General features: G+C 75.3%; 12 protein-coding genes and 1 pseudogene. 5 read left to right on the top strand and 8 right to left on the bottom strand.

Annotation, left to right across the window (positions count from 1 at the left end):
- Positions 1–342 precede the first annotated feature (342 nt).
- The 4 genes from ACFY0O_RS11690 to ACFY0O_RS11705 all read left to right on the top strand — a co-directional run bounded on the left by ACFY0O_RS11690 (position 343) and on the right by ACFY0O_RS11705 (position 5,166).
- A complete protein-coding gene (locus ACFY0O_RS11690; protein WP_388945746.1) occupies positions 343–1,542 on the top strand; it encodes a thiolase family protein in 1,200 nt (399 codons plus the stop codon).
- A 202-nt stretch (positions 1,543–1,744) separates the two neighbouring features.
- Positions 1,745–3,184, top strand: coding sequence for an aldehyde dehydrogenase family protein (locus ACFY0O_RS11695; RefSeq protein WP_388945748.1), 1,440 nt, complete (start codon positions 1,745–1,747; stop codon positions 3,182–3,184).
- A gap of 88 nt (positions 3,185–3,272) precedes the next feature.
- A complete protein-coding gene (locus tag ACFY0O_RS11700; RefSeq protein ID WP_388945750.1) occupies positions 3,273–3,683 on the top strand; it encodes a thioredoxin family protein in 411 nt (136 codons plus the stop codon).
- Positions 3,684–3,726: 43 nt separating this feature from the next.
- On the top strand, positions 3,727–5,166 hold the full coding sequence (locus ACFY0O_RS11705) for a dihydrolipoyl dehydrogenase family protein (protein ID WP_388945752.1): 1,440 nt from the start codon (positions 3,727–3,729) through the stop codon (positions 5,164–5,166).
- A 15-nt stretch (positions 5,167–5,181) separates the two neighbouring features.
- Here the strand turns inward: ACFY0O_RS11705 and ACFY0O_RS11710 are convergent, their stop codons facing one another.
- Positions 5,182–5,976, bottom strand: coding sequence for an SDR family NAD(P)-dependent oxidoreductase (locus tag ACFY0O_RS11710; RefSeq protein ID WP_388945755.1), 795 nt, complete (start codon positions 5,974–5,976; stop codon positions 5,182–5,184).
- Between the two features lie 114 nt (positions 5,977–6,090).
- Positions 6,091–6,753, bottom strand: a pseudogene (locus ACFY0O_RS11715) (phosphoribosyltransferase); the annotation flags it as partial.
- A gap of 243 nt (positions 6,754–6,996) precedes the next feature.
- Here ACFY0O_RS11715 and ACFY0O_RS11720 point away from each other — a divergent pair.
- A complete protein-coding gene (locus ACFY0O_RS11720; protein WP_388945758.1) occupies positions 6,997–7,761 on the top strand; it encodes a metallophosphoesterase in 765 nt (254 codons plus the stop codon).
- On the opposite strand, the gene ACFY0O_RS11725 is transcribed toward ACFY0O_RS11720, so the two are convergent.
- The 6 genes from ACFY0O_RS11725 to ACFY0O_RS11750 all read right to left on the bottom strand — a co-directional run bounded on the left by ACFY0O_RS11725 (position 7,734) and on the right by ACFY0O_RS11750 (position 12,077).
- Positions 7,734–7,985: a DUF2087 domain-containing protein gene (locus ACFY0O_RS11725; protein ID WP_388946685.1), complete on the bottom strand. Its 252-nt coding sequence runs from the start codon at positions 7,983–7,985 to the stop codon at positions 7,734–7,736. The genes ACFY0O_RS11720 and ACFY0O_RS11725 overlap by 28 nt on opposite strands.
- Positions 7,986–8,210: 225 nt before the next feature.
- Positions 8,211–8,861, bottom strand: coding sequence for a hypothetical protein (locus tag ACFY0O_RS11730; RefSeq protein WP_388945760.1), 651 nt, complete (start codon positions 8,859–8,861; stop codon positions 8,211–8,213).
- Entirely contained in the window at positions 8,858–9,295 is a 438-nt protein-coding gene (locus tag ACFY0O_RS11735) for a DUF6114 domain-containing protein (protein WP_388945763.1), read from the bottom strand. Before ACFY0O_RS11735 ends, ACFY0O_RS11730 begins: the two co-directional genes overlap by 4 nt.
- On the bottom strand, positions 9,286–9,843 hold the full coding sequence (locus tag ACFY0O_RS11740; protein ID WP_358892610.1) for a DUF6230 family protein: 558 nt from the start codon (positions 9,841–9,843) through the stop codon (positions 9,286–9,288). Before ACFY0O_RS11740 ends, ACFY0O_RS11735 begins: the two co-directional genes overlap by 10 nt.
- 218 nt (positions 9,844–10,061) lie before the next feature.
- Complete coding sequence (locus tag ACFY0O_RS11745) at positions 10,062–10,820, bottom strand: MerR family transcriptional regulator (protein ID WP_388945766.1); 759 nt, start codon at positions 10,818–10,820, stop codon at positions 10,062–10,064.
- Positions 10,821–10,883: 63 nt separating this feature from the next.
- Complete coding sequence (locus ACFY0O_RS11750; RefSeq protein WP_388946686.1) at positions 10,884–12,077, bottom strand: methyltransferase; 1,194 nt, start codon at positions 12,075–12,077, stop codon at positions 10,884–10,886.
- Between the last annotated feature and the right edge of the window lie 47 nt (positions 12,078–12,124).

Below are 12,124 nucleotides of genomic sequence, written 5' to 3' on the forward strand. Positions count from 1 at the left end.
CCGAGTCGACTGCGGCGCCCGGGGTTTTCCCCCCACTGGCCCCCGCCCCCCCCCCCCCAACCCCCCCCCCCCCCCGGCCCCCCCCCCCACCCCGGCACCGACCCCGGCCACCCCCGACCCCGCCAACCGCCCCGCCAGGGCAACCGCCCCGACCCCGGCCGCCCCCGACCCCGCCCACCGCCCGGCCAGGGCAGCGGCTCGCCGACCCCGTTGACACGTGGTGACGCCGCAGCGGAGACTGCGGGCGCGCCCCACCGGGCGTGCCCGGTGGTGTGGTCCGGGGCCGCCCACATCGGCGCCGCCCGCGCCGCCGCTCGTACGGAGCCGCCCAGGAGAGCCCCCATGAGCATCCGCACCGTCCGCGACGTCTACGTCGTCGACGCCGTCCGCACCCCCATCGGCAAGTTCGGCGGCGCCCTCGCCGGAGTCCGCCCCGACGACCTCGCCGCGCACGTCGTCCGCGCCCTCGTCGACCGGACCCCCGACCTCGACCCCGCCCGCATCGACGACGTCGTCTTCGGCGACGCCAACGGCGCGGGCGAGGACAACCGCGACGTGGCCCGCATGGCCGTGCTCCTGGCCGGACTGCCCGTCACCGTCCCCGGCGCCACCGTCAACCGCCTCTGCGGCTCCGGCCTGGAGGCCGTGATCCAGGCGGCCCGCGCCATCGCCCTCGGCGACGCCTCCGTCGCCATCGCCGGCGGCGTCGAGTCGATGACCCGCGCCCCCTGGGTGGTGCAGAAGCCCGAGCGCGCGCACCCCGCCGGGCACCAGCAGATGTGGTCCACCACCCTCGGCTGGCGGATGACCAACCCCCGCATGCCCGCGGAGTGGACCGGCTCCCTCGGCGAGGGCGCCGAGCTCATCGCGGAGAAGCACGGCATCACCCGCGAGGCCCAGGACGCCCTCGCCCTCGACAGCCACCGCAAGGCCGCCGCGGCCTGGAACGCCGGCCTGTACGACGGCGAGGTCGTCCCGTACCCCGGCGTGGACCTCGTCCGCGACGAGTGCATCCGCGAGGGCTCCACCCCCGAGGCGCTGGCCCGCCTCAAGCCGGCCTTCCGCACGGACGGCTCCGGCACCGTGACGGCGGGCAACGCCTCGCCCCTCAACGACGGCGCCGCCGCCCTCCTCCTCACCGACGAGGCCGGCCTGGCCGCCACCGGCCGCGAGCCGCTCGCCCGGATCAGCGCCTCCGCCGTCACCGGCATCGAGCCCCAGTTCTTCGGCCTCGGCCCGGTGGACGCCGTCCAGCGCGCCCTCGCCAAGGCCGGCCGCGGCCTCTCCGACCTGGCCGCTTTCGAACTCAACGAGGCCTTCGCGGCACAGGCGCTGGGCTGCCTGGCGGCCTGGCCGGAGCTGGACCCCGCCGTGGTCAACCCGCGCGGCGGCGCCATCGCGATCGGCCACCCCCTCGGCGCCTCGGGCGCCCGGCTGGCGGGCTCGGTCGCCCACCAGCTGGCGGCCGCGGGCTCCGGCACGGGCATGGCGGCGCTGTGCATCGGCGTGGGCCAGGGCATCGCCCTGGTCCTGGAACGCTGAACGGAAGCACCCGCCCCGGGGCCGGGCCGGGCCGGCCCGGGCCGACCCAGGCCGCCCGGCCCCCGGCGCAGCGATCGTTTCCGGACAGGACCCCGCACCAACTGCCCAATAACTGAACAGAATCCGGAGCCCCCGGTCTGGCACGATGGCGCCTGCCACCGCCGCCCCCCGCCCCGCCCACCCCCTCCGGAGGCCCCGCGTCATGCCGCTGCTCGACCCGACACTCTGGCAGGACGGACCCACCCTCACCGGCGGCACGGCCCCGGTGGTCGAACCCGCGACCGGGCGGACCCTCGCCACCCTCGACCTCGCCGCCCCCTCCGACGTCGCGGAGGCGGCCCTGCGGGCGGCGGCCGCCCAGCGGGACTGGGCGGGGACCGGCCACATCGAACGGGCCGCCGTGCTGCGCCGCGCCGGGGACCTGTTCGCGGCCCACGCCGACGAGCTGAGGGAGTGGCTCGTGCGGGAGTCGGGCTCGATACCCGGCAAGGCGGACTTCGAACTGCACGTCGCCGCCCAGGAGTGCTACGAGGCCGCCGCGCTGGCCTCCCGCCCGGCCGGGCAGGTGCTGCCCAGCGAGGCGCCCCGGCTCTCCTACACCCGCCGCGTCCCGGCCGGGGTGGTCGGGGTGGTGGCCCCGTTCAACGCACCGCTGATCCTCTCCATCCGCTCCGTCGCGCCCGCCCTCGCCCTCGGCAACGCGGTGCTGCTCAAGCCGGACCGCCGGACCGCCGTCTGCGGCGGCCTCGCCCTCGCCGCCGTGTTCGCCGCCGCCGGGCTCCCGGCCGGGCTGCTGCAGGTGCTGCCCGGCGGGGCCGATACGGGCGCCGCCGTGGTGGCCGACCCGCGCGTGCGCGTCGTCTCCTTCACCGGGTCGACTGCCGCCGGCCGCCGCGTCGGAGAGCTGGCGGGCCGTCACCTCAAGCGGGCGCACCTGGAGTTGGGCGGGAACTCGGCGCTCGTCGTGCTCGCCGACGCCGATGTCGAGGCCGCCGTCGCGCAGGCCTCCTGGGGCTCCTTCTTCCACCAGGGCCAGATCTGCATGACCGCCGGGCGCCACCTCGTCCACGCCTCGCTCTACGACGAGTACGTGGAGCGCCTCGCCGCCCGCGCCGAGGCGCTCGCCGTCGGCGACCCCCACCGCGAGCGCGTCCACCTCGGGCCGCTGCTGGACGCCGCCCAGCGGGAGCGGGTCCACGGCCTGGTCGAGGAGAGCCTGGAGCGCGGCGCCAAGCTCGTCGCGGGCGGGACGTACGAGGGCCTGTTCTACCGGCCCACCGTGCTCGCGGGGGTCGGCGACGACACCCCCGCCTACACCGAGGAGGTCTTCGGCCCGGTGGCACCCGTACGCTCCTTCACCACCGAGGACGAGGCCGTGGAACTGGCCGCCGCCGGCCCCTACGGGCTCTCCCTCGGCATCGTCACCCGCGACGCGGCCCGCGGCCTGGAGCTGGCCGAGCGCATCCCGACCGGCATCGCGCACGTCAACGACCAGACCGTGAACGACGAGGCGGTGGCCCCTTTCGGCGGGGTCGGGGTCTCCGGCACGGGCGCCCGGTTCGGCGGCGAGGCCAACCTCGACGCCTTCACCGAACTCCGCTGGACCACCGTCCGCCGCACCCCGCCCGGCCACCCGTTCTAGGGACACCGGCGCCGGACCGGAATGCCACGGGACGGCCGTTCGTTCCAGCAGGGCAAGCAGAACGCAGCGACCAGGAGGTCAGGAAACCGTGGCTACCGTCGAGCTCACCAAGGAGAACTTCGACCGTACGGTCGGCGAGAACCCGTTCGTGCTGATCGACTTCTGGGCCGGCTGGTGCCGCCCCTGCCTCCAGTTCGCCCCCGTCTACGAGAAGGCCGCCGAGGCCAACCCGGACCTGGTGTTCGCCAAGGTGGACACCGAGGCCCAGCAGGAGCTGGCCCAGGCCTTCCAGATCACCTCGATCCCCACACTGATGATCGTCCGGGACCAGGTGGCCATCTTCGCGCAGCCCGGCGCCCTGCCGGAGGCCGCGCTCACCGACCTGATCGGCCAGGCCCGCGCCCTCGACATGGACGAGGTCCGCGCGAAGATCGCCGCGCAGCAGCAGGCGGCGACGGGCGAGGAGCAGGGCGGCACCCCCGGCACGCCGGAGGGCTGAGCTTGCCGGACGCGGCCCCCGTCCCCCGGGGACACTGGACGGCATGACCGAACCGGTGGAGTACGACGTCGTGGTGCTCGGCGGGGGCCCGGCAGGCGAGAACATCGTCGACCGGACCCGCGCCGCCGGGCTGAGCACGGCGCTGGTGGAGAGCGAACTCGTCGGCGGGGAGTGCTCGTACTGGGCCTGCATCCCCAGCAAGGCGCTGCTGCGCCCGGTGCTGGCCCGCGCCGACGCGCGCAGGGTGCCCGGCCTGGCCGGGGCCGTCTCGGGGCCGCTCGACGCCGAGGCGGTGTTCGCGCACCGCGACTACTGGACGGGGGACTGGAACGACGGCGGCCAGGTCGACTGGATCGCCTCCACCGGCGCCCACCTGTACCGGGGCCACGGCCGGCTGTACGGCCTCCGCAAGGTCGCCGTGACCAGCCCCGAGGGCGTGCACCACGTGCTTTCCGCCCGGCACGCCGTCGTCGTCGCCACCGGTACGCGGGCCGTCCTGCCGGACCTCCCCGGGCTGCACGGGGCCGGTGCGTGGACCAGTCGGGAGGCCACCTCCGCCCGGCACGTCCCCGGCCGGCTGCTGATCGTCGGCGGCTCCGTCGTGGCCTGCGAGATGGCCACCGCCTGGCAGGCCCTCGGCTCGCGGGTCACCGTCCTGGCCCGCGGCTCAGGGCTCCTGCCGAGGATGGAGCCGTTCGCCGGGGAACTGGTCGCCGAGGCCCTGACCGCGGCCGGCGCGGACGTCCGCACCGGGGTGGCCGTCGAGGCCGTCGTACGGGACGGGCCCACGGGCCCCGTCACCGTGGTCCTCGAGGGCGGCGAGCTGTTGGAGGGCGACGAACTGCTGATGGCGACCGGGCGCGCGCCGCGCACCGAGGACATCGGGCTGGACACCGTCGGGCTGACCCCCGGCGACTGGATCGCGGTCGACGACAGCTGCCGGGTCGAGGGCCACGACTGGCTGTACGCGGTCGGGGACGTCAACCACCGCGCCCTCCTCACCCACCAGGGCAAGTACCAGGCCCGGATCGCCGGAGCCGCCATCGCGGCCCGCGCGGGCCGGGGGACCGGCGCCCCCGCCCCGGACACCGCCCGCTGGGGCCCGTACGCCGCGACCGCCGACACCGAGGCCGTACCGCAGGCCGTCTTCACCGACCCGGAGGCCGCGTCGGTGGGCCTGACCCTGGCGGAGGCCGAGCGCTCCGGGCGCCGGGTGCGCGCCGTCGACCACGACCTCGGCAAGGTCTCCGGCGCCGGCCTGTACGCCGACGGCTACCGGGGCCGGGCCCGGATGGTGGTCGACCTCGACCGGGAGGTGCTCCTCGGTGTCACCTTCGTCGGCCCCGGCGCCGCCGAGCTGCTGCACGCGGCCACGGTCGCCGTCGTCGGGGAGGTCCCGGTCGACCGGCTGTGGCACGCGGTGCCGGCCTTCCCGACCATCAGCGAGATCTGGCTCCGCCTGCTGGAGGCCTACCGGGGCTGAGCGGCGGCCGCCCGTTCACGTGCGCAGGTACGAGGCCCCGTTGACGTCGAGGACCGCGCCCGAGCTCCAGCGGGCCTCGGGCGAGGCCAGGTACAGCACGGCGGAGGCGATCTCCTCGGGCTCGGCGACCCGGCCGAAGGGGCTCTGCGCGCGGATCCCCTCGCCCTCCGCGCCCCGAAGCCGGCCGGAGACCCGCTCGGTGGCCACGAAACCCGGGGCCACGGAGGCCACGGTGATGCCGTGGGGCGCCAGGGAGACGGCCAGGGACTGGCCGAAGGCGTGCAGGGCCGCCTTGGTGGCCCCGTACGCGGGATGGTCGGGTTCGCCCCGGAACGCCCCGCGCGAGCCGACGTTGACGATGTGACCCGGCCGGCCCTCGTCGATCATCCGGCGGGCCACGCAGTAGCTGACGTCGGCCGCGCCGAAGAGGTTCACCGCCGCCGTGCGCCGCCAGGCCTGCTGCCACTGCGCGTACGAGGTGGTGGGCAGCGGGTGCGCGACCATCGCGGCGGCGTTGTTGACCAGGACGTCCACCCCGCCGAGGGCCGCCGCCGCCTCGGCCACCAGCTCCTCGACGCGCGCCGGGTCGCCGAGGTCGCCGGTGACCAGGGCGTGGCCCTCCCCGTCGAGGGCGGCCAGGGTCTCGCGGGCCTCGGCGTGCGGCGCGGAGGCGTGGACGGCGACCCGGTCGCCCTGCCGGGCGAACGCGGCGGCGACGGCCCGCCCGATGCCCCGGGAGGCACCGGTGACCAGGACCCCCCGGCGCACGGCGGGGGGTGCGGAGCCGGGCGCGGGCTGGGGCTGGGGCATGGGAACTCCTTCGGTGGCCGGCCGGGGGCCGGAGTCCGGCCCGCTGACCGCCCCATACGATCATGAAAGCGCGCCCTGCCCACCCGTATTCCGGCGTCACCCGTGCCCGTCCTCCGGCGGCTCTCCGCCCCCCGCCCGGGCCAGTAGGGCGACGACCTCCTCGTCCGGGGTCTGGGAGAAGTCCCGGTACCACTCGCCGACCGCGCGGAACCCGGGCCGTACGGAGGGGCAGACCACCTCGTCCGCCGACCCGCGCAGCGCGTCGACCGCCTCGGGCGGTGCCACCGGGGCGGCCAGCACCACCCGCGCCGCCCCCGAGGCGCGGGCGATCGCGCAGGCCGCCGCGGCGGTGGCCCCGGTGGCGATCCCGTCGTCCACGACGATCACCGTCCGCCCGGCCAGCGGGACCCGCGCCCGGCCCTCCCGGTAGCGCCGCGCCCGCCGTTCGAGCTCCGCCTCCTCGGCGCGCTCGACGGAGTCCAGGTCGGCCCGGGAGGCGCGGCTGCGGCGGAGCACGTCCTCGTTGACGATCCGGACCCCGCCCTCGCCGATGGCACCGAAGCCCAGCTCCCGGTGGCCCGGGACGCCGAGCTTGCGGACCACGATCACGTCGAGCGGGGCGCCGAGGGCCCGGGCCACCTCGTACGCCACGGGCACACCGCCCCGGGGCAGGCCGAGGACCACGGGGCCCGCGCCCGCCAGGTGGCGCAGCGCGTCCGCCAGCACGCGCCCCGCGTCCGCGCGGTCGGCGAAGAACCTGCCGCCGAAGGACGTCACCACGGCTCACCCCGTCCCGGGGACCCCCGTCGAACGGACCCCCTTCGAACGAACCCCATCCGCGGCCGTCCCGCAACCGGACGGGAAGGCGAGCACCCCGCCACGGTGGCGGAAGGGACGGCCGCCGCCGCTCCCACCTGGTCGGTTAGGTTGAACGGGCCTTCCCCGGGCCCCAGATGACCGGTCGTCACCGGTGCGGTCGGGGCCGGGCGCCCCGTACCCGCGATGGAGGAGCCACCGCCCGTGATCGTGATAGCGCAGCTCAGTGACGTCCACTTCGACGGCGGCCCCCGGTCCGCCGAGCGCACCCGCGCGGTGCTGGAGTACCTGGACGCCCTCCCGTACGACCTGGACGCGGTGCTGGTCAGCGGGGACATCGCCGACAACGGGACCCCGGCCGAGTACGAGCAGGCCCGCGCGCACCTCGTCTCGCGGCACCCGATGGTGGTCTGCCCCGGCAACCACGACGAGCGCACCGCCTTCCGACGCGGCCTGCTGGGCGAGGCGGAGCCGTCCGCCGGGCCGGTGGACCAGGTGCTGCGCGGGGAGGGCTTCGTGCTGGCCGTGTGCGACTCCTCCGTCCCCGGCGAGCACCACGGGTTCCTGGAGGACTCCACCCTCGACTGGCTCGACGGGATCCTCACCGGGACCCCGCACGAGGTGCCGGTCCTGGTCGCCTTCCACCACCCGCCGGTCGAGCTGCACACCCCGTACGTGGACGGCATCCGGCAGTTCGGCGAGGAGCGGCTCGCGGCCCTGGCCGGACGCCACCCCCACCTGCGCGCCTTCCTGTGCGGACACGCCCACACCGCGGCTGTGACCACCTTCGCGGGCCTGCCGCTGCTGGTCGCGCCCGGGGTGGCGTCCACCCTGCGGCTGCCCTGGGAGGCGCCGTCCGGCCCCGACGAGCACGTCCACCTCGACGAGCCCCCGGCCGTCGCCTTCCACGTGCTGGGCGAGGACGGGCGGCTGACGACCCACTACCGGGTGGTCGTCGCCCGCCGGTAGCTGCTGCCGTCCCGGGTCCGGGTGAGGTGTCCCGAGGTGATCATGTAGCGGCGCAGCGCCGAACAGTCCTCGTGCACGGTCCGCAGCGCGTCGTTCACCTCGGGCTCCGAGTACTCCCGCTCCGGGTCGAACAGCGTCTCGGTGAGGTGGGCCAGCAGCTGCTCGCGCCGCGCGGCCTTGCGCGGGATGGCGACGAGACGGCCGCCGGAGAACAGGTCGGACACCCCGCGCGGCGTCCGGGCGGCGGGTTCCCGCGAAGGCGCTGCGGCGCTCTGCTGGTCGGCGCTCCGCTGCTGGGTGCTGTGTTGATCGGCGCTGTGCTGATCGGCACTCTGCCGACCGGTGGTCTGTGACATGCCCCGAGCTTCGCCCGTGCCCCGCGGCCGGGGCAACGCAATATCCGCCGCCGCCCCCGCGGACCGCGGGGGCGGCGGCGGACCGGGCCGCCGTCAGGGCGTGACGGTGATCTGCTGCGCCGGGTCGGTGGTGTCGGAGACCAGGTAGACCGCGTTGAAGGCGGACGAGGTCGCGCTGGTCGGGCAGCCGAAGCCGCCGGTCACCGTCACCGGCACGGAGGCGCCCGAGAAGGTCAGGCTGGACGGGGCGCCGTTGGCCCAGGTGGCCGGGACGCTCGCCGGGCCGCTCGGAGCCGCGGTGACCGTACAGGTGGCCAGGCCCGTGGTGTGGACGACCAGACCGCCGGTGGGCACCGTCATGGTGGCCGTGATCGGCGATCCGTTCTGCATGGACACCGACCAGGCGCCGCTCGTGGTCACGGTCGGGGTCACGCCCGGCATGCTGGACGTGCAGGAGCTGTAGGTCGGCGGGGAGATCGGCGAGGAGACCGGGCCGGCCGCGTTGTGGTTGCCGGGGGCGGCCGGCACCGAGCCGGTGGAGACGGAGACCGAGCAGGTCACCGTGACCGAACCGGCCTTGAGGGTGGCCTTCCCGCTGAGCGACGCCTTGAAGGCGTGCCCGGCGGGGGTGACGGTGGTCGACCCGGCCAGCGGTAACGGAGCGGCGTGGGCGGTGGTGGAGGCCACCGTCAGGGCGGCGGCCGCCGCCATGCCGAGGGCGAGCGCGGTGCGCGTACGGCTCATGGCTGTGCTCCTTGGGGATCGGGGTGCGGAGTGGGGGAGGTCCCGGCGGGGGAGGGCCGGGCGGGGGCGGCGGAGCCCCCGGTGCGCGGGGCGGCGACGGGCTGCCAGGCGAACATCAGGCCGCCGCCGAGGATGCCGAGCAGGGTGCCGATCAGGAACCCGCCGAGGTTCGACAGGACCAGCGCGGCGGTGGCGATCAGGGTGGTGAGCACCCCGGCGAGGGCGCGCTGGCGGGGCGAGAGCCAGGCGGTCAGACCGAGGACGATCATGATGACCCCCATCAGGACGGACGGGATCCCCGCGATGCCCTGCTGCAGCATGATCTTCAGTGGTGCCAGCGGAAGCACGCAGATCCACGCCCCGGCCAGGACGGCGAAGAGGCCGCCCCAGAAGGGCCTGCCGCGCCGCCACCGCCGCCAGCGGCTCAGAAGCATTCCTTCTTGCCCTTGCTGATGCCCATGCTCAGCCCGGAGAGCTTGAAGGTGCCGGCGTTGGTCGCCCACGCCGTCTGCTGGAGGCTGCTGATGGTGACCTTGTCCGCCTGCTGGGCGAAGAGGTCCTGCATGCCCTGCGCCTCGGCCGGTCCCTTGTCCAGCGTGGAGGCGTCGCGCCCGATCTCGATGTTCGTGAACTCCGCGTCACCGGCGAGCTGGGTGGCGTCCACGAACAGGTTGGAGGCCTCGACCGGGGACTTCTTGCCGGCGGTCAGGTTGAGGGAGATGTCCCCGATGACCGGCAGGGTGGTGACCACCGACTGGCAGAGGCTGTGGAGCTTGGCCTCCTTGATGGCGGTGACGGCCACCGGGATCAGCTCCTGGCGGGCGTTGACGTCGACGCTGCCGTACTGGGCGAAGCCCTCGCCCTCCAGGCTCTCCGCCGACACCTTGAACTGCTGGCCCGACACCGCGAAGGAGGCGGCGAGCGCGCCCTGGGCGAGGGCGACCCCCAGCCCGGCGGTCACGGCCACGGCGGGCACGGTCAGCAGTGCGAACCGGCGCCAGCGGACCCTGCCCTCGACTCTGCTCGCGGACTCGGCTCCGGCTCCGGCATCGTCCTCGGAATCGAATTCTGGTAAGTACGGTGAATCCGCCATGAGATCGTCCCTTATCTCGGCTGTGCACCTTTGTTACCGACGAGTTGAATGTAAGAGTGCCAATGGTGGTTGGCAAGGTTGTGCGAGCGCACCCTTTAGGCCGACTCCTACTGCTCCGTACGCAGCAGTTCGGCGACCTCCGCCTCCACCCGCCGCCCCATCGCCCGGGCGAACTCCGAGGCCACCACCTCACCCGCCACGGGCCGCAGCGCCGCCACCGCCTCGCGGACGTGATCCAGCTGGGTGGCCGAAAGCGGCCCCAGCCCCTCCGGGCCGATCACATGCCTGCGGAACAGTCCCACGAACCGGTCCGCCAGCGCCGCCGCCTGTTCCTGCACGAACTCCCCGGCGTCCAGGATCTCCCCGAGCGGCATCCCCTGCCGCACCAGCGCCACCGTCGCCTCCAGCAACCGCCGGCTCGGATACGTCACCCGGTCCCCGTCGACCCGTACGTAACCCAGCTCGGCCGCCCGCCGGGTGTGCGCGGCCGTCGCCCCCGGCCCGAACAGCTCGCGCAGCTCGGCCCGGGTCATCGTCACCGGCTCCTCGGACACCCAGTCCCGGGTCATCTCCCGCTCCAGGCCCAGGAGTTGTGAGATACCCCCGCCCTGCTCCCAGGCGTCCAGCAGCTCGCCGATCCCGTGGACCGTGTAGCCCCGGCCCAGCAGGTCGCTGATCAGCCGCAGCCGGGTCAGGTGGTCGTCGGAGTACCAGGCGATCCGGCCCTCCCGGCGCGGCGGGGGCAGCAGCCCGCGCTCCTGGTAGTAGCGCAGGTTGCGCACCTTCACCCCGGCCGCCCGGGCCACCTCCTCACGGCGCCAGCGCCGCCGCCCCTGCCCGTCGTCCGTCCCCGCCCCAGTGCTCACGCGGCCGAGTGTAGGACCTACCGGCGGGTGTACCGGCAGGTCACATGGGGCGGCGGGGGCGTGTCACCGCCCGGGCTGCCGCGCCTCGCGCTTGACGGCCCGCAGGACCACGAACCGCGGTTCGCTCGCGGTGACTTCGCAGTTGCCGAAGAGGCGGCGCAGGTGCGTGTGGTAGCCCATGTGGCGGTTGGCCACCACCCACAGCTCGCCACCCGGGCGCAGCGCCTTGCGCGACTGCGCGAACATGCGCAGCGCCGTCGCGTCCGTCGTCGCCTGGTGCGAGTGGAAGGGCGGGTTGTTGAGGATCAGGTCCACCGAGGACGGCGGCAGCATCGCCACCCCGTCGCCGACGAGGAACTTCGCCGTCCGCCGGCCCGGGCGGACGTTGGCCTCGTAGGTGGCCCGCGCCGAGGCGACGGCCTGGTACGACTCGTCCGTGAACACCACCTCGGCGTCCGGGTCGGCGACCTGGACCGCCGTGCCCACGACGCCGTTGCCGCAGCCCAGGTCCACGACCCGGGCCCCGTCGGTGTTGGTCGGGATGGACTGGAGGAAGAAGCGGGTGCCGACGTCGAGCCGGTCGGCGCAGAAGATCCCGGCGTGGTTGACCACGGTCAGCCCGGCGCCCGAGCCGCCGTCCTGGTCCACCGTGTAGGTCAGCGGCCATGGCGAGGCCCCGCCGGCGGCCAGCAGCGCCGGGTCCGGGGTGCAGAAGATGAGCCGGGCCTTCTTCTCCGCGAGGGAGGTCCGCGTCGGGCCGAGGATCTTCTCGAAGAGGTCCAGGGTCGAGGTGTGGATCTCCTTCACCATGCCGGTGCCCACGACGACCGTGCCCTCGTGCAGGCGCGGGGCCAGCCGCCGGAGCTGGTCCTCCAGCAGCGCCAGGCTCTTGGGCACCCGGACCAGCAGCACGTCGATCCGCGCCGGCGGCTCGTCCCGGGTGGTCAGCAGGGTCACGGTGGACTTGGCGGTGCCGATGCCGGCCCGGTCCAGGTTGGCCTCGGTGGCAGCCCGGGCCAGCGCGGAGTCGGTGATCTGCGCCGGGTGGTACGCGGCCAGGGCCGTGGTCAGCGCACCCCAGCGGTCGCCGACGACGGTGATCTGCCCGGCGCCGGCCAGGTCCACCGGGCCGCGCTCGCCGGTACCCGCGTCGAGGTGGTGCAGCAGGTACTCGTCGGCGGCGTCCCAGGCGCGGAGCCGGTCGCGCGGGTCGGCGGGGAAGCGGGTGAGTTCGTAGGAGCCGAAGGGCGTGGTCAGGCGGTTCATATCGGACCCAGGCTAGCCGAGGCGGCCGCCGGTCCCCG

This window comes from Streptomyces sp. NPDC001594 (assembly GCF_042893675.1).
Lineage (GTDB): Bacteria > Actinomycetota > Actinomycetes > Streptomycetales > Streptomycetaceae > Streptomyces.

Bases quoted from the DNA above. Each gene is read 5' to 3' on its own strand.
- ACFY0O_RS11690 (WP_388945746.1), top strand. From the start codon at position 343: ATGAGCATCCGCACCGTCCGCGACGTCTACGTCGTCGACGCCGTCCGC.
- ACFY0O_RS11735 (WP_388945763.1), bottom strand. From the start codon at position 9,295: ATGCTTCTGAGCCGCTGGCGGCGGTGGCGGCGCGGCAGGCCCTTCTGG.
- ACFY0O_RS11730 (WP_388945760.1), bottom strand. From the start codon at position 8,861: ATGAGCCGTACGCGCACCGCGCTCGCCCTCGGCATGGCGGCGGCCGCC.
- ACFY0O_RS11705 (WP_388945752.1), top strand. From the start codon at position 3,727: ATGACCGAACCGGTGGAGTACGACGTCGTGGTGCTCGGCGGGGGCCCG.
- ACFY0O_RS11695 (WP_388945748.1), top strand. From the start codon at position 1,745: ATGCCGCTGCTCGACCCGACACTCTGGCAGGACGGACCCACCCTCACC.
- ACFY0O_RS11710 (WP_388945755.1), bottom strand. From the start codon at position 5,976: ATGCCCCAGCCCCAGCCCGCGCCCGGCTCCGCACCCCCCGCCGTGCGC.